Annotated in this window: 12 protein-coding genes and 1 riboswitch; of the genes, 6 read left to right on the forward strand and 6 right to left on the reverse strand. The window is 74.7% G+C overall.

Annotated features, from left to right (window positions below; translation table 11 throughout):
• Window positions 1-485 (forward strand): IS5 family transposase (locus ACFWB8_RS34545; RefSeq protein ID WP_385236452.1); only part of this gene is annotated, 485 nt, incomplete at its 5' end.
• Between the two features lie 9 nt (window positions 486-494).
• On the opposite strand, the gene ACFWB8_RS34550 is transcribed toward ACFWB8_RS34545, so the two are convergent.
• The 3 genes from ACFWB8_RS34550 to ACFWB8_RS34560 form a co-directional block, all read right to left on the reverse strand.
• The gene (locus ACFWB8_RS34550; protein WP_385236455.1) at window positions 495-1,889 is read right to left on the reverse strand and encodes an NAD(P)/FAD-dependent oxidoreductase; all 1,395 of its coding nucleotides are present in this window, start codon (window positions 1,887-1,889) and stop codon (window positions 495-497) included.
• Between the two features lie 292 nt (window positions 1,890-2,181).
• Window positions 2,182-3,114, reverse strand: coding sequence for an oxidoreductase (locus ACFWB8_RS34555; protein ID WP_385236458.1), 933 nt, complete (start codon window positions 3,112-3,114; stop codon window positions 2,182-2,184).
• A 59-nt stretch (window positions 3,115-3,173) separates the two neighbouring features.
• On the reverse strand, window positions 3,174-4,151 hold the full coding sequence (locus ACFWB8_RS34560; protein WP_385236461.1) for an ArsR family transcriptional regulator: 978 nt from the start codon (window positions 4,149-4,151) through the stop codon (window positions 3,174-3,176).
• Between the two features lie 220 nt (window positions 4,152-4,371).
• On the opposite strand from ACFWB8_RS34560, the gene ACFWB8_RS34565 reads away from it, so the two are divergent.
• Genes ACFWB8_RS34565 through ACFWB8_RS34580 form a run of 4 tightly spaced genes read left to right on the forward strand, consistent with a single transcriptional unit; the run spans window position 4,372 to window position 8,448 of the window.
• Window positions 4,372-5,613 carry an MFS transporter gene (locus ACFWB8_RS34565; RefSeq protein WP_385236464.1) on the forward strand — a complete coding sequence of 414 codons (1,242 nt, stop codon included), beginning with the start codon at window positions 4,372-4,374 and terminating at the stop codon, window positions 5,611-5,613.
• Between the two features lie 6 nt (window positions 5,614-5,619).
• On the forward strand, window positions 5,620-6,897 hold the full coding sequence (gene cbiE, locus ACFWB8_RS34570) for a precorrin-6y C5,15-methyltransferase (decarboxylating) subunit CbiE (RefSeq protein ID WP_385236467.1): 1,278 nt from the start codon (window positions 5,620-5,622) through the stop codon (window positions 6,895-6,897).
• Entirely contained in the window at window positions 6,894-7,643 is a 750-nt protein-coding gene (gene cobM / locus ACFWB8_RS34575) for a precorrin-4 C(11)-methyltransferase (RefSeq protein WP_385236470.1), read from the forward strand. Before cbiE ends, cobM begins: the two co-directional genes overlap by 4 nt.
• A complete protein-coding gene (locus ACFWB8_RS34580; RefSeq protein WP_385236473.1) occupies window positions 7,633-8,448 on the forward strand; it encodes a cobalt-precorrin-6A reductase in 816 nt (271 codons plus the stop codon). Before cobM ends, ACFWB8_RS34580 begins: the two co-directional genes overlap by 11 nt.
• Before the next feature lie 80 nt (window positions 8,449-8,528).
• Here the strand turns inward: ACFWB8_RS34580 and ACFWB8_RS34585 are convergent, their stop codons facing one another.
• Genes ACFWB8_RS34585 through ACFWB8_RS34595 form a run of 3 tightly spaced genes read right to left on the reverse strand, consistent with a single transcriptional unit; the run spans window position 8,529 to window position 11,877 of the window.
• The gene (locus ACFWB8_RS34585) at window positions 8,529-10,016 is read right to left on the reverse strand and encodes a precorrin-2 C(20)-methyltransferase (RefSeq protein WP_385236476.1); all 1,488 of its coding nucleotides are present in this window, start codon (window positions 10,014-10,016) and stop codon (window positions 8,529-8,531) included.
• A complete protein-coding gene (locus ACFWB8_RS34590) occupies window positions 10,013-10,645 on the reverse strand; it encodes a precorrin-8X methylmutase (protein ID WP_385236481.1) in 633 nt (210 codons plus the stop codon). Before ACFWB8_RS34590 ends, ACFWB8_RS34585 begins: the two co-directional genes overlap by 4 nt.
• Before the next feature lie 11 nt (window positions 10,646-10,656).
• The gene (locus tag ACFWB8_RS34595) at window positions 10,657-11,877 is read right to left on the reverse strand and encodes a cobalamin biosynthesis protein CobG (protein WP_385236484.1); all 1,221 of its coding nucleotides are present in this window, start codon (window positions 11,875-11,877) and stop codon (window positions 10,657-10,659) included.
• 207 nt (window positions 11,878-12,084) lie between these two features.
• A riboswitch (cobalamin riboswitch) is annotated at window positions 12,085-12,163 on the forward strand.
• Between the two features lie 53 nt (window positions 12,164-12,216).
• Between ACFWB8_RS34595 and cobN the strand changes: the two genes are divergently transcribed.
• Window positions 12,217-15,828, forward strand: a complete 3,612-nt coding sequence (gene cobN / locus ACFWB8_RS34600; RefSeq protein ID WP_385236479.1) for a cobaltochelatase subunit CobN — start codon at window positions 12,217-12,219, stop codon at window positions 15,826-15,828.
• Window positions 15,829-16,147 lie beyond the last annotated feature (319 nt).

The following is a 16,147-nucleotide window of genomic DNA, read 5'->3' on the forward strand; positions in this document are numbered from 1 at the left end:
CCCTCGGACGATCCAGAGGCGGACTGACCACGAAAATCCACCTGGCCTGCGACGGTCGCGGCCGGCCGCTCGGCTTCGTCCTCACCGGCGGCAACGCCGCCGACTGCACCCGCTTCGAGGAGGTCATGGACACCATCAAGGTCCGCCGGGCCGGGCCCGGACGGCCCCGAACCCGCCCGGACCACGTCCTGGGCGACAAGGGCTACAGCTCCCGCAAGATACGCGCCTACCTGCGTAAACGCGGGATCAGCCACACCATCCCCGAACGCCGTGACCAGCGGGCCAACCGATCCCGCCGCGGCCGCAACGGAGGCAGACCGTCCGCCTTCGACAAACAGCTCTACAAGAAGCGCAACGTCGTCGAACGCTGCTTCAACCGCCTCAAGCAGTACCGCGCGATCGCCACTCGCTACGACAAAACCCGCGAGTCCTACCAGGCAGCCGTCACCATCGCGTCCCTGTTTCTCTGGCTCAAACCCCTTTGAAGACACTGCCTAGGTCTGTGGCCGGTGGTGGGGCGGGTAGTCGGCCGTCACGGGAGCCGTCGGCAGCCGCCACTTGGACAGGACGCGGATCATCGTCCCCGGGCTGAGCAGGGTGTTGGGCGAGGCGGTCAGGGACAGCACCCCGAAGAACCGGCCGGATATCTCCGGGTCGGAGTTGGCGCCCACCATCACCCGGGACATGTAGCCCTGCAGCATCCGGGTGGCCCGGTCCGGTGGCGGCCCCTCCGTCCCCGGGTAGCGCAGGTCCTCGCTGGTGGCGATCTGCCAGGCCACGGCGGCCGCGGCGACCGTACGCCGCTGGATCCGCCGCGCGGCCCCGGCGACGTCCCGGGCGGAGAGGGTACGGATCTCGGCGGCCAGGGCGTCAGCGGCGAGCGCGGCCACCGTCATCCCGTGTCCGTACACGGGGTTGAACCGGCAGGCGGCGTCGCCGAGGACCACGAAGCCGGCCGGCCAGCGCTCCAGACGCTCGTAGTGGCGCCATTCGTTCGCGGTGCTCCGGAAGCCGGTCGGGGACGAGAGGGGTTTGGCGTCGCGGATGGCGTCGTACAGGGCCGGGCTGCGCAGGCTGCGCGCGAAGCCCAGGAACTCCTCGTCCTTGGTCGGCGGGGCGTCTTCGCCGTTGCCGATGAGCGTCGCGAGCCAGCGGCCGCCGTCCAGCGGTACCAGCACCCCTCCGCGCGGGCTGTCCGGGCGGCCCTGTACGTACATCGCCTGCCAGCGCCGCGCGGGATCCGACGGGATCTCGAAGTAGCGGCTGGAGTACCCGAGATGGGAGTCGTAGCGCGTGGTCTTCGGGGCCGCGTAGCCGAGCGCGGCGAGCCACGCCGGGGCTTTGGAGGTCCGCCCGGTCGCGTCGACCACGAAGCCCGCGGCGAGCGGCTCCCCCTCACGCAGCTCCACGCCGGTCACCGAACGGCCGTCCGGCCCGGCGACGAGTCCGGTGGCCGGGCAGCCGGGGCGGATCCGGATGCGCTCGTCGCGCAGCACCTCCCGCCGTACCGTCCAGTCGATCAGCTCCCGGCTGCCCACGAGCACCCGGGTCCCGGGCACGGGGCCGAACCAGTCGGCCGGGCTCAGCCACAGGAGGTCCCGCGGCGACTCCAGCAGGGACGCCCCGCCGGACCGCAGCTCGCGGGTGACGCCGGGAAGCAGCTCCTCCATCAGCTGCAGGCCCCGCGACCACAGCACGTGCACGTGCCGGGACTGCGGCACGCCGGGCCGGAAGGCCGGCCCGGCGTCCGCGAGTTCGTCCCGCTCCAGCACGGTCACGCACGCGAACCTCTTCGCGAGGACGCGCGCCGCGAGCAGCCCCGCCAGACCCGCCCCCAGGACCACCGCGTGATCGTGCCCCGCTGGGTGATTGTCCATGTCGTCGTCCATGCCGCCGAGTCTCCCGCAGCGCCCGCGCGGGGTCAGGTCCCGGCCGGGGCGCCCTGAGGCACCCGGGGGCGGACGGGCTCACGGGCGGGGCGCCCGGCCGGACACGCTCAGGACAGGACGGTCCGCGTGACCTTCACGTGGCCGTCGTGGCGTCGCCGGTGAACACCTGGCTGCGCGTGGCCTCGTCCAGCCCGAACCAGGGGTCGTGGTCCGGGAGGGCGGTGGCGCCGGTCGGGGCTGCGACTCCAGGCCGGACGTGACCGGCGGGCAGCCGAAGTTGATCCCCGGGGCGTCAGCGCGATAGTGATGCGCAGGAGACTCCTGTGAGCTTCTCGGAGGCGAACCAGAGCCGTTCACCGGACTTGTCGTCCAGGGTCCACTTCGCCCGCCAGGAACGCGCGGGCGCCCCGCGCCAGCCGAGCCGCGGCCCGAAGAAATCGTCGGGCCGCACCCCGGGCGCGGTGGCCGCGTACAGGGTGGGCAGCGCGCCGGAGGCCGCGGGCTGGGCGATGACGGTGTTCCCGAGCGCCATGACCCGGGACGTCAGCGTGCGGCCCTCCTGCGTCGAGGCCCCGGAGTGCAGGTTGGTGGAGGCGTAGCCGGGGTGGGCGGCGGCCGTGACGATCCCGGAGCCGGCGGCGGCGAGGCGGCGGGACAGCTCGTGGGTGAAGAGGAGGTTGGCGGTCTTGGAGCGGCCGTACGCCACCCAGCGCCGGTAGTCGCGCGCACTGTCGAGGTCGGTGAAGTCGATGTCGCCGAGCGCGTGGAAGCCGCTGGAGACGTTGACGACGCGGGCTCCGGGGGCGGCGGCCAGCAGCTGCGGCAACAGCAGTCCGGTCAGGGCGAAGTGGCCGAGGTGGTTGACCCCGAACTGCGTCTCGAAGCCGTCGGCGGTCCGCCCGAACGGCAGCGCCATCACCCCGGCGTTGTTCACCAGCAGGTCCAAGGTCCGTCGGCCCTGCCCGTAGCTCTTCGCGAACTCCCTCACGGAGCCGAGGTCAGCGAGGTCCAAGGGCGCGAACTCCACCTCCGCACCGGGCACTTCGGCGCGCAGCCGGATGACCGCGGCCCGGCCGCGGGCCGCGCTGCGGCAGGCCAGCAGCACGTAGGCGCCGCGCCGCGCGAGCTCCCGGGCGGCGATGTAGCCGATCCCGCTGTTGGCCCCGGTGACGACCGCGGTGCGGCCGCTCTGATCGGGTATGTGCTCGGCCTTCCAGCCCGGCATGACAGCTCCTCGCCGCTCGATACTGCTGTTCGCTCACCGCTACTGCTGTTCGCTGCTCGCTACTCGCCCTGCTCGGTTCCCGTGGCCGCCGACACCAGCACGTCCCCGGCCGCGACCCGGCTGTAGAGCACCGTACGCCCCGTGCGCCGGCGCAGGACCAGCCCGGCGGCGAGGAGCACCTTCAGCTGTCCGGCCACCGCGCCCAGGCTCAGCCCCGTCAGCGCCACGAGCTGAGTCGTCGACTTCGGGCTCTCCAGCAGCACCAGCACCCGCGCCCGTACGGGGCCGAGCAGCCGGACCAGCGCGGCCGGGGCCGGGACCGGGCCCGACTGCGCGAGCTGGCCCTCGCACGGGTACACCAGGGCGTGCCGGTGCCGCCCGGCCCAGGACACCCACGCGTGCCGGGTCGTCACCGGTACGAAGACCAGCCCGGCCTGCCCCGACAGCTCCCGCGGCGGCCGGTCCTGGAGGTTGATCCGCAGCCGTCCCCCGCCAAGCCACGCCATGCCCGGCCGCATCCCGGACAGGGCCGCCGCCCACCCGCCGCGGCTCAACTGCGCGGTGCGGACCAGGACGTCGGCCTCGGCGACCCGGCGCCGGCGCTCCCAGTCGGGGCGCACGGCCTCGGCCCACACCCACTCCAGCAGCTCCGCCGTCCGCGGTCCGAGCCCCCGGGCGCGGGCGAGGGAGTCCGGGAGTGCGGAGGCGGCGCGCAGGTCCGTACGGACCACCGCGTCGGGGGTGGCGCGGATCGGGGCGAGCTCGTCCTCGAAGGGCCGTCCGTCCGGCGGCGGGGTGAGGAACCCGGCGAGCCACTGCCGCCCGAGGGCCGCCCGTACGAGCGCGGCGGTGGCGGGTTCGGCCGCCAGGCGGGCCCGGTAGTGCGGGAGCCGGTCCGCGAGCCAGGCCCGCTCGGCCGGGTGCGCGGGCGGCGTCCGCTGCTCCAGCGCCATCAGCGCGGCCGTGGTCTCGGCCAGCGCGGACACCACGAAGCGGCTGCCCGCGAGGGCGTCGCTGTCGATCCGCCACCAGCCCATGGCCCCGCCCCCTCCGTCGTGCTGTCCGGCTCCGGCTGGTCGTCTGTCCGGCTCCGGCTGTCCGTCTGTCCGTCTGTCCGTCTGTCGGCTCCGGCTGTCCGCCTGTCCGCCTGTCCGGCAAGGCCGAGCGCGGCCGCCCGGCAGGCGCCCCTCAGGGCCCCTGGTTTCGCCTGTACACGAAACATTAGGCCGCCTCCGCGCCGCGCCGGAAACTCCGCGCATGCCACGGACCTACCGCGCCCTCGCCCGCACCCCCGAGTTCACGCCCTTCTTCGTCGCCGCGGCCCTGCGCGTCGGCGCCTCCACCGTCAGCGGGCTGGCCCTCGCCGTCCTCGTCTACGACCGAACCCGCAGCCCGCTGCTCGCCGCGCTCGCCATGTTCGGACCGTCCTTCACGCAGCTGCTCGGCGCGACCGTGCTGCTGTCCGCCGCCGATCGGCTGGAACCGCGCGCCGCCCTCGGCCGGCTCTGCGTGCTCACCGCCCTCGGCACCGCCCTGACCGCCGCGCCCGGTCTGCCTCTGGGGGCGGCGTTCGCCGTGCTGCTCGCCCAGGGGCTCGCCGATTCCCTCGCCGGCGGGGTGCGGTACGGACTGCTCACCGAGATCCTGCCGCCCGAGGACTACCTGCCGGGCCGCTCGCTGCTCGCCGTCTGCGCCGGGGCCACACAGATCGCCGGCTTCGCCGTCGGCGGGGTGCTGGTCACCGCGCTCTCCCCGCGCGGCACGCTCCTGGCGGCCGCCGGGCTCTCGCTGGCCGCCGCGCTCACCGTGCGGCTCGGGCTGCGCCGCCGCACGCCGCGTGCGACCGGGCGGCCCTCCGTGGCGCAGACCTGGCGCACCAACGCCTTCCTGTTCTCCGACCCGGCACGGCGCACGCTGTACCTCGCGATGTGGGTGCCCAACGGCCTCGTCGTCGGCTGCGAGTCCCTCTTCGTCCCCTACGACCCCGCCCACGCCGGGCTGCTGTTCGGCTGCTCGGCCGCCGGGATGCTCGTCGGGGACACCGTCGCCGGGCGGTTCCTCCCGGCGCGCCGGCGGGCCCGGCTGGCGTCGCCGCTGCGGCTGCTGCTCGCCGTGCCCTACCTCGTCTTCGCCCTGCACCCGGGCCCCGTCCTGGCGGCGGCCGCCGTGACCGTCGCATCCGTCGGCTACTGCGCCGGGCTGCTGATGCAGGAGCGGCTGGTCGCACTGCTCCCCGACGGTACGCAGGGGCAGGCGCTCGGGCTGCACTCGGCCGGGATGCTGACGGCGCAGGGGCTCTGTGCGGCGCTCGCCGGGGCCGTCGCCCAGTACACCTCCGCGTCCGCGGCGATGACGGCGCTGGCCGCGGCCTCGGTGGTGGTCACCCTGGTCCTGGAGCGCGGGCTGCGGGCCAGTAGGCTGCGGGTCCATTCCCTTCCGTCGCCGAATCCCGCCCCGAACCCCCCGCCGAGTCCCGCCCCGAACCCTTCCCCGAGGTAGCCCGCAGTGAGCTCCGCACCCCCGCCCGTACCCGTCACGGTCGTCGGCCTCGGTGCCGACGGCTGGGCCGGGCTCACCTCCGCCGCACGGGCCGCGCTGTCCGGCGCCGAGGTGCTCATCGGCGGGCCCCGCCAGCTGGACCTGCTGCCCTCCGGGGAGTGCGCCGGCGAGCGGGTGGCGTGGCCGAGCCCGCTGCGGCCGGCCGTGCCGAAGCTGGCGGCGGAGCACGCGGGGCGCCGGATCGCGGTGCTGGCCAGCGGCGACCCGATGTTCTACGGGATCGGCCGCGCCCTGTCCGAGGAACTCGGGCCGGAGCGCCTGCGGGTGTTGCCGCACCCCTCCTCCGTGTCGTACGCCTGCGCCCGCCTGGGCTGGCCCGTGGAGGACACCGAGGTGGTCACCGTGGTCGGCCGCCCGGTGGCCCGGCTCGCGGCCGCGCTGTACGAGGGCCGGCGGGTGCTGGTGCTGAGCGCCGGAGCGGTGACCCCGAACGAGATCGCTGCTCTGCTTCGAGAGCGGGGCTTCGGGCCCAGCCGGATGCGGGTGCTGGAACAGCTCGGATCCGAGCGCGAGGACGCGTACGAGGGCCACGCGCACGACTGGAACCACGCTCCCGGCGACCCGCTGAACGTGGTCGCCGTGGATTGCCGCCGGGACCCCGCCGCCGACGTGCCGCGGCTCGGCGCCACCCCCGGGCTGCCCGACACCGCCTACGAGCACGACGGCCAGCTCACCAAGCGCCACGTCCGCGCCGCGACCCTGTGCGCCCTGGCCCCCGCCCCCGGCGAGCTGCTGTGGGACATCGGCGGCGGCTCCGGTTCCATCGGCATCGAGTGGATGCGGACCCACCCCTCCTGCCGGGCCGTCTCGGTGGAGCGCAATCCCGAGCGGGCCGCGCGGATCACCCGTAACGCGGCGGCGCTCGGCGTCCCCGGCCTGCGCGTGGTCACCGGCCCCGCGCCCGAGGCCCTCGCCGAACTGCCCGCGCCCGACGCGGTGTTCATCGGCGGCGGCCTGACCGCACCGGGCCTCCTCGACGCGGTCTGGGCGGCGCTGCCCGCCGGCGGCCGGCTGGTGGTCAACACCGTCACCCTGGAGTCGGAGGCGGTCCTCGCCGACCGCTACCGGCGCCACGGCGGCGAACTGGTGAAGCTGGCCGTCGCGCACGCCGTGCCCGTCGGCGGGTTCACGGGCTGGCGGCAGGCGATGCCGGTCACCCAGTGGTCGGTCACGAAGCCGACGCAGACGCAGACGCAGACGAACGAGGAGAAGGATCAGACATGACCGTGTACTTCATCGGTGCGGGCCCCGGCGCCGCCGACCTGATCACGGTGCGCGGTGCCCGGACCCTCGCCGCGGCGCCGGTCTGCCTGTACGCGGGCAGCCTCGTGCCGCGCGAACTGCTGGCCGAGTGCCCGCCGGACGCCCGGCTGGTCGACACCTCGCAGCTGAACCTCGACGAGATCATCGCCGAGTGCGTACGGGCCCACGCGGCCGGACAGGACGTGGCGCGGCTCCACTCCGGCGACCCCTCGATCTTCAGCGCCGTCGCGGAGCAGATGCGACGGCTCGACGCGGCCGCCATTCCCTACGAGGTCGTCCCGGGCGTACCGGCCTTCGCCGCCGCGGCGGCGGCGCTGAAGCGGGAGCTGACCGTCCCCACCGTCGGCCAGACCGTCATCCTGACCCGGATCGCCCAGCAGGCCACGCCGATGCCGCCCGGCGAGGACCTCGCCACGCTGGGCCGCAGCGGCGCCCTGCTGGTGCTGCACCTGGCCACCCGTTACGTCGACCGGGTCGTGGACGAGCTGCTGCCGCACTACGGGGCCCAGTGCCCGGTCGCGGTGGTCGCGATGGCCAGCCGCCCCGACGAGCTGATCCTGCGCGGCACGCTGGCCGACATCGCCGCCCAGGTGAAGGAGGCCGGGCTGGTCCGCACCGCCGTCATCCTGGTCGGCCGGACCCTGGGCGCCGAGCAGTTCCGCGACAGCCACCTGTACTCGCCCGAGCGCGACCGGCATGTCTGCTGAAGCGGCCCGCCCGCACGTCCTGATCCTCGGCGGTACGACCGAGGGCCGCCGCCTCGCCGAGGCCCTGACGGGCACCCCCGGCACCCCGGACGCCCTTGACGCCCCGGACACCCCGCCCGCCCTGCCGGGGGCGGCCCGGGTGACGACTTCGCTGGCCGGGCGCGTCGCCGCCCCCGTGCTTCCGCCGGGTGAGACCCGGATCGGCGGTTTCGGCGGACCCTCCGGGCTGGCGGCCTGGATCCGCGCCCACCGCGTCACCCACCTCATCGACGCCACCCACCCCTTCGCGGAGCGGATGAGCTTCAACGCGGCCGGGGCGGCGGCGCTCACCGGGGTGCCGCTGCTGGCGCTGCGCCGTCCCGGCTGGGCCCCGGGGCCGGGCGACGACTGGACCTTCACGGACTCGCTGTCCGAGGCGGCCGCCCTGCTGCCGGGCCTCGGCGGCCGGGTGTTCCTGACCACCGGCCGGATGGGCCTGCACACCTTCGCGCACCTCACCGACACCTGGTTCCTGGTGCGTTCGGTGGACCCGCCGACCGCGCCGGTGCCGCCACGGCTCGAAGTCCGGCTCGCCCGCGGCCCGTTCACCCTCGACGACGAGCGGCAGCTGCTGGCCCGGCACCGGATCGACGTCGTGGTGACCAAGGACAGCGGCGGCTCCGCCACCGCCCCGAAGCTGACCGCGGCCCGCGAGGCGGGCATCCCGGTCCTGGTCGTACGCCGGCCCCCGGTCCCCCAGGACGTCGCGGAGGCCGGTTCGGTGACGGCGGCCCTGCGCTGGCTCGGCGGCGCGCGGAATCCGTAAGGACGCGGTGCGCCCGGGAGGCCGGGCCGGGGGTCGGGCGGTGCACCCGCCCGGCCCGCCGGCCCGTACGCCTCACCCGGTCACGGGTAGCGGCGCGGCGTCCAGGTGATCCTCGATCCGTCGGCGCGCTCCGAGACCCGGGTCTGCGAGGACCCGATCAGCAGGATCGTCCGCATGTCCACCTCGGCCGGCTCCAGTTCGGCGAGCGTGACGATGCGCACCGACTGCCCGGGGCCGCCCACGTCGCGCGCGACGACCACCGGGGTCTGCGGCGAACGCAGCTCCAGCAGCAGCTCGCGGGCCTGCGCCACCTGCCAAGTGCGGCTGCGCGAGCCCGGGTTGTACAGGGCCAGCACCAGATCGGCCGCGGCGGCCGCGCGCAGCCGCTCCGCGATGACCTCCCAGGGCTTGAGCCGGTCGGAGAGCGAGATGGTGGCGTAGTCGTGGCCGAGCGGGGCGCCGGCCGCGGCGGCCGCCGCGTTGGCGGCGGTCACCCCGGGCAGGACCCGTACGGGCACGTCCTTGTACTCCTCCTGGCCGGCCACCTCCAGGACCGCAGTGGCCATGGCGAAGACGCCGGGGTCGCCGCCGGAGACCACGGCCACGCGCTTGCCGCGCCGGGCCAGGTCGAGGGCGAACTCGGCGCGCTCCGACTCCACCTTGTTGTCCGAGCCGTGCCGGATCTGGCCCGGCTTCACCGGGACCCGGTCCAGGTACGTCGTGTACCCGACCAGCACCTCGGCGTCGGCCAGCACCCGCCGGGTCTGCGGGGTGAGCCAGAGCGGCCCGGCCGGGCCGGTGCCGACGACCGCGACCTCGCCGGGGCCGGACGGCACGCTGCCCGGGTTGCCGATCCGGCTGGGCACGACGGCCACGGCGAAGTACGGCACGCTCTCGGGGTCGACGTCGGCGAGGGAGCCGGTGCGCTCCCCGGCCATGGTGGCCCGCTCGACGTACCGCGCCTCGGCGAGCCGGCCGCTGCCCTCCATCGCCCGCCGCACGGCGGGGAAGGTGCGGCCGAGCTTCATCACGACCGCCGAATCGGTCGCGGCGAGGCGCGCGGTGAGCTCCTCCTCGGGCAGGGTGCCGGGCAGGATCGTCAGCACCTCCTCGCCCTCGACGAGCGGGGTGCCGAGCCGGGCGGCGGCGGCGCTCACGGAGGTCACCCCCGGGATCACCTCGGCCTCGTACCGGTCCGCGAGCCGCTTGTGCATGTGCATGTACGAGCCGTAGAAGAGCGGGTCGCCCTCCGCTAGCACGGCGACGGTCCGGCCGGCGTCCAGGTGCGCGGCGAGCCGGGCGGCGGAGGCCTCGTAGAACTCCTCCATCGCGCCCTGGTAGCCGCCGGGGTGGTCGGTGGTCTCGGTGGTGACCGGGTAGACCAGCGGTTCCTCGATGTGGTCCGCGCGCAGGTGCTCGGCGGCGATGGAGCGTGCGATGGAGCGGCCGTGGCGGGCGCTGTGGTAGGCGACGACATCGGCTTCGGCGATCACCTCGACCGCGCGCAGGGTCATCAGGGAGGGGTCGCCCGGCCCGAGCCCGACCCCGTAGAGGCGTCCGGCGCTCATTCGGCCACGCTCGCGATGGCGTTGACGGCCGCGGCGGCCATGGCGCTGCCGCCGCGCCGGCCCCGGACGATCAAGTGGTCCAGCCCCGAGGGGTGTTCGGCCAGCGCATCCTTGGACTCGGCGGCGCCGATGAAGCCGACCGGGACGCCGATGACGGCGGCGGGGCGCGGGGCGCCCTCCTCGATCATCTCCAGCAGCCGGAACAGCGCGGTCGGCGCGTTCCCGACGGCGATCACCGAACCCTCCAACAGGCCCCGGTCCCGCCAGACTTCGAGGGCGGCGGCACTGCGCGTGGTGCCCATCTTCGCGGCGAGACCGGGCACGGCCGGGTCGGAGAGGGTGCAGATCACCTCGTTGTCGGCGGGCAGCCGCTTGCGGGTGACCCCGCTGGCGACCATCTGCACGTCGCACAGGATCGGCGCACCCGCCTCCAGGGCGGCCCGTGCGCGCAGCACGACGTCGGGGGTGTATCCGAGGTCCCGGGTCAGGTCGGTCATCCCGCAGGCGTGAATCATGCGCACCGCGACCTGGGCGACCGAGGCGGGCAGCCCGGAGAGGTCCGCCTCGGCGCGGATCGTGGCAAAGGACTGGCGGTAGATCGCGGCGCCGTCCTTCTCGTACTCGAACACGGTGTACTCGCTCATTTCTTCACTGCGTCTTCGGACACTCGGGGTTGGCTGCGCGCGTCGGCGACAGCCGCGGCAAGTTCGTTCGGGGGCACGGGGCGCCCGTCGATCCGGTACCCCTCGGGGGTGGCGACGAGGTCGACCCAGGCGGTGCCGCGCGGATGCCCGCACCGGCGCTCGCACCCGGACCAGTGCACGGGCAACTGCCCGCGCGCCCGGTGCGCGACGGCCCGCGCGTCGGCGCGTACGTCGGACAGGGACTTGGCGCAACCGGGCCGCCCGGTACAGGCGGTGACGGATTCCCAGGGGCCGTCGGGCGAGGTGACGAGCCCCGCGGGGCGGGCGGCGGTGTCGCTGACGAGGATGCTGCGCCAGGGCGTGACGCGCAGGTCTCCGGGCAGCTCCCGCCATTGGGCGGTGGTGAGCCGGCCGAGGGGGACCAGGACGCAGAGCGCGTCCGCGTGCACCCCGGGAGCGGGCGGGTCGGCGTACGGGCGGGGCGCGTCCGGGACGTACCGCGCGCCGATGCCCCGCCCGATGAGCCGGGTGGTGAACTCCCCGGTGTCCAGGGCGTGTTCGTCGGGCAGTTCGGCGATGCGCCAGGCCCGGGTACCGGCGGCGGCCGCGGCGGCCAGGAAGTGCAGGGCCGCCTCCAGCGCGGCCCGCGCGGCGTCGGCGGCGGCCACCTCGGCGGCGTCCGGGGCCGCGCCGAGCCGGACGAGCACCCGGCCGCCGGGCCGGGCGAGCAGGGTCACGTCGGGGTCGAGGGCGGCCACGTCCCCGCGCCCGTCGTCGACGGCGAACAGGAACCGGCCGGACAGGGCGGCGGCCCGCGGGTCGGCGCAGAGCGTCGTGTCCAGGGCGCGCACCGCGGCGGGGTCCGCCAGTGGGCTGGCGACGATGTTCCGGATCCGCTCGTGCGAGGGCGCCGGCAGCAGTCCGGCCCCATCGAGCAGTTCGGCCAGCCCCGGGCCGCAGCCTTCCGCGAGGCCGCGGAGCTGGACGTTGCCGCGCGAGGTGAGTTCCAGGTGCCCGTCGCCGAACCGGTCGGCGGCCAGGGCGAGCGCGGCCGCCTGCGAAGCACTGAGGAGCCCGCCCGGGATCCGCACCCGAGCGAGGAACCCGTCGTCCGCCGCGTGCAGCCGCAGCGCGCCGGGGCAGGCGTCGCCACGATCCCGTATGACGGGTTCGTCCCGCGATGCGGCGGCAGGGGGCTGGGGCATGGCGGCGAGCATACCCACGATTCCCGTCCCCGGACCTGTGTCCATCAACACCCCGGACCAGCGAATCCGGCCTCGCCGGAGTTTGAGGCGCGGGGTCCGGGGCAGAGCCCCGGCAGCGCCGACGCACACGACGACCCCCGCTGCCGGCCGGGGCGACGGCCGCCTAGGATGACCATCGACGGGCCACTCGGCCCGTCGTCGCCGAGGACGGCGACCTGGGAGGAAGCCCGGTGCGATTCCGGCGCGGTCCCGCCACTGTGAACCCCGCGGAGCAACGGGCGGGGTGAGTCAGGAACTCCCGCTGTCCTCACTGCCCGGGGCGCGGAAACCCCGAGGAAGGCCTGCCGCCGCATGATCCTGCTGCTGTCGACGTCCGACACCGATCTGCTCAGCGCTCGCGCCGCCGCGGACGGCCCCGTCCCGTACCGGTTCGCGAACCCCTCCCGCCTTCCCCTCGACGACCTCCCCGGCCTCCTCGACGGAGTGGACCTGGTCGTCGTACGCCTCCTCGGGGGCCTCCGCGCCTGGCAGGACGGCCTCGACCTCCTCCTGGCCCCCGGCCAGACCCGCCCGGTGGTCGTGCTGACCGGCGAACAGGCCCCCGACGCCCAGCTGATGGAGGCCTCCACGGTTCCGATCGGCATCGCGGCCGAGGCGCACGGCTACCTCGCGCACGGCGGCCCGGCCAACCTGGACCAGCTGGCCCGCTTCCTCTTTGACACCGTCCTGCTCACCGGCCACGGCTTCGAGCCGCCCGCCGCCGCCCCCACCTGGGGCCCCCTGGAGCGCACCGCGCAGCACACCACCGGTCCGCGGATCGCCGTGCTCTACTACCGCGCCCACCAGATGAGCGGCAACACCGCCTTCGTGCACGCCCTGTGCGAGGCCATCGAGGCCCACGACGCGCAGGCCGTACCGCTGTACGTCTCCTCCCTGCGCACCCCCGAGCCGGAGCTGCTGGCCGAGCTGGACGGTGTCGACGCGATCGTCACCACCGTCCTCGCCGCCGGCGGCACCCGTCCCGCGACCGCCTCGGCGGGCGGCGACGACGAGTCCTGGGACGCCGGCGCGCTGGCCGCGCTGGGCGTGCCGATCCTCCAGGCCCTGTGCCTGACGGGCTCGCGCAGCAACTGGGAGGAGAACGACGAGGGCCTGTCCCCCCTCGACGCCGCCACCCAGGTCGCCGTGCCCGAGTTCGACGGCCGCCTGATCACCGTCCCGTTCTCCTTCAAGGAGCTCGACGAGGACGGCCTTCCCGCGTACGTCGCCGACCCCGAGCGGGCCGCCCGGGTCGCGGGCATCGCCGTACGCCACGCCCGGCTGCGGCACATCGAACGCCGCGACAAGAAGGTCGCGCTGGTCCTCTCCGCGTACCCCACCAAGCACTCCCGCATCGGCAACGCGGTGGGTCTCGACACCCCCGCCAGCGCCGTCGAGCTGCTGCGCACCCTCATCGCCGGCGGCTACGACTTCGGTCCCGTCGAGAGCATCCCCGGCCTCGTCTCGGGTGACGGCGACGAGCTGATCCGCGCCCTGATCGAGGCCGGCGGCCACGACCAGGACTGGCTCACCGAGGAGCAACTGGCCCGCAACCCCGTCCGCATCCCGGCCGCGGACTACAAGCGCTGGTTCGCCGAGCTCCCCGCCGAGCTCCGGGGCAGCGTCGAGCAGCACTGGGGCGAGGCCCCGGGCAACATGTTCGTCGACCGCTCCGCCAACCCCGAGGGCGACATCGTGCTCGCGGCCCTGCGCCGCGGGAACCTGCTCATCCTCATCCAGCCGCCGCGCGGCTTCGGCGAGAACCCGATCGCGATCTACCACGACCCGGACCTGCCGCCCTCGCACCACTACCTGGCCGCGTACCGCTGGATCCAGGCGCGCGCCGAGGACGGCGGTTTCGGCGCCGACGCGATGATCCACCTGGGCAAGCACGGCAACCTGGAGTGGCTGCCGGGCAAGAACGCCGGCCTGTCCGCGGCCTGCGCGCCCGACGCCGCGCTCGGTGACCTGCCCCTGATCTACCCCTTCCTCGTCAACGACCCGGGCGAGGGCACCCAGGCCAAGCGCCGCGTGCACGCCACCCTGGTCGACCACCTCGTCCCGCCGATGGCGCGCGCGGAGTCGTACGGCGACATCGCGCGCCTGGAGCAGCACCTGGACGAGTACGCCCAGATCTCGGCGATGGACCCGGCGAAGCTGCCCGCCATCCGGGCCCAGATCTGGACCCTGATCCAGGCCGCGAAGCTGGACCACGACCTGGGTCTGGAGGAGCGCCCGGACGACGAGGGCTTCGACGACTTCCTGCTGCACGTCGACGGGTGGCTGTGCGAGGTCAAGGACGCCCAGATCCGCGACGGCCTGCACGTCCTGGGCGGCGCCCCGACCGGCCCGGCCCGGGTCAACCTGGTCCTGGCCATCCTGCGCGCCCGCCAGATCTGGGGCGGTACGACGGCCCTGCCCGGCCTGCGCGAGGCGCTCGGCCTCGACGAGTCCGCGGCGACCCGTACGACGGCCGACGAGGCCGAGGAGGCGGCCCGCACCCTGGTCCAGGCGATGGAGGACGCCAACTGGTCCCCCGGGACGGTGGCTTCGGTCGCGGCCGGCCACTCGGCGGACGTGGCCGCGGTACTGGACTTCGCGGCCCGGGAGGTCGTCCCGCGCCTGGCGGGCACGACCGACGAGATCGCGCACGTCGTCAGCGCCCTGGACGGCGCCTTCGTCCCGGCCGGCCCGTCCGGTTCCCCGCTGCGCGGCCTGGTGAACGTCCTGCCGACCGGCCGCAACTTCTACTCCGTGGACCCGAAGGCCGTGCCCTCCCGCCTCGCGTGGGAGACCGGCCAGGCCCTGGCCGACTCGCTGCTGACCCGCTACCGCACGGACAACGGCGAATGGCCCGCCTCCGTCGGCCTGTCCCTGTGGGGCACGAGCGCGATGCGCACCTCGGGCGACGATGTCGCGGAGGCGATGGCGCTGCTCGGCATCCGCCCGGTGTGGGACGAGGCTTCGCGCCGGGTGACCGGCCTGGAGCCGATCCCGCTCGCCGAGCTGGGCCGTCCCCGCATCGACGTGACCCTGCGCATCTCGGGCTTCTTCCGGGACGCCTTCCCCCACGTGATCGGCCTGCTGGACGACGCGGTCCGGCTGGCGGCCTCCCTGGACGAGCCCGCCGAGGAGAACTTCGTACGGGCCCACGCGCAGGCGGACCTCGCCGAGCACGGCGACGAGCGGCGCGCGACCACCCGCATCTTCGGCTCGCGCCCCGGCACGTACGGCGCCGGCATCCTGCAGCTGATCGACTCCCGCGACTGGCGCACGGACGCCGACCTCGCGGAGGTCTACACGGTGTGGGGCGGGTACGCGTACGGCCGCGGTCTCGAAGGGCGCCCGGCGCGCGACGAGATGGAGACCGCGTACAAGCGCATCACGGTGGCCGCGAAGAACACGGACACCCGCGAGCACGACATCGCGGACTCCGACGACTACTTCCAGTACCACGGCGGCATGGTGGCCACCGTCCGCGCGCTGCGCGGGACGGCCCCGGAGGCGTACATCGGCGACTCCACCCGCCCGGAGACGGTCAAGACGCGCACCCTGGTCGAGGAGACCTCCCGCGTCTTCCGCGCCCGCGTCGTGAACCCGAAGTGGATCGAGGCGATGCGCCGCCACGGGTACAAGGGCGCCTTCGAGCTGGCGGCGACCGTGGACTACCTGTTCGGCTACGACGCCACGACGGGCGTGGTCGCGGACTGGATGTACGACAAGCTGACGGAGACGTACGTCCTGGACCCGGAGAACCGCGCCTTCCTGGAGGAGGCCAACCCCTGGGCCCTGCACGGGATCGCCGAGCGTCTCCTGGAGGCGGAATCGCGCGGCATGTGGGAGAAGCCGGACCCGCAGGTCCTGGAGGCCCTGCGCCAGGTCTACCTGGACACGGAGGGCAACCTCGAGGGCGAAGGGGAGTAACCGCCTCGCACTGGGGCCATGTGCCACTGCTGCGGCTGTCGTGAGATCCCGCTGGTCAAGGAGTTCGCGGCCTCCGTCACGACGCTCACGGGCGACGAACGGGACCTTGCCGTCGCGGCGTGGCGCAGGGCCCACCCTGGGCGCGACCTCCGTCGTGCGGGGTGACAGAATCTGTCTGGATTGCATCAGTGGTGCCTGAGTTGATGGGTATGCCGAGCACGAGGTCGGCTGGGCTGACGGGGTGAGGGAGGAGTCTGATGAAGTTCGACATGGGGGCGCGGGTTCTGACGGATCTGCAGTCGCAGTCGCAGAATTCGAG

It is taken from the genome of Streptomyces sp. NPDC060031, assembly GCF_042736805.1.
GTDB lineage: Bacteria > Actinomycetota > Actinomycetes > Streptomycetales > Streptomycetaceae > Streptomyces.

Coding starts and splice junctions, on each gene's coding strand:
- ACFWB8_RS34555 (WP_385236458.1), bottom strand. CDS start 3,114: ATGCCGGGCTGGAAGGCCGAGCACATACCCGATCAGAGCGGCCGCACC.
- ACFWB8_RS34595 (WP_385236484.1), bottom strand. CDS start 11,877: ATGCTCGCCGCCATGCCCCAGCCCCCTGCCGCCGCATCGCGGGACGAA.
- cobN (WP_385236479.1), top strand. CDS start 12,217: ATGATCCTGCTGCTGTCGACGTCCGACACCGATCTGCTCAGCGCTCGC.
- ACFWB8_RS34565 (WP_385236464.1), top strand. CDS start 4,372: ATGCCACGGACCTACCGCGCCCTCGCCCGCACCCCCGAGTTCACGCCC.
- ACFWB8_RS34560 (WP_385236461.1), bottom strand. CDS start 4,151: ATGGGCTGGTGGCGGATCGACAGCGACGCCCTCGCGGGCAGCCGCTTC.
- ACFWB8_RS34580 (WP_385236473.1), top strand. CDS start 7,633: ATGTCTGCTGAAGCGGCCCGCCCGCACGTCCTGATCCTCGGCGGTACG.
- cobM (WP_385236470.1), top strand. CDS start 6,894: ATGACCGTGTACTTCATCGGTGCGGGCCCCGGCGCCGCCGACCTGATC.
- ACFWB8_RS34585 (WP_385236476.1), bottom strand. CDS start 10,016: ATGAGCGCCGGACGCCTCTACGGGGTCGGGCTCGGGCCGGGCGACCCC.
- ACFWB8_RS34550 (WP_385236455.1), bottom strand. CDS start 1,889: ATGGACGACGACATGGACAATCACCCAGCGGGGCACGATCACGCGGTG.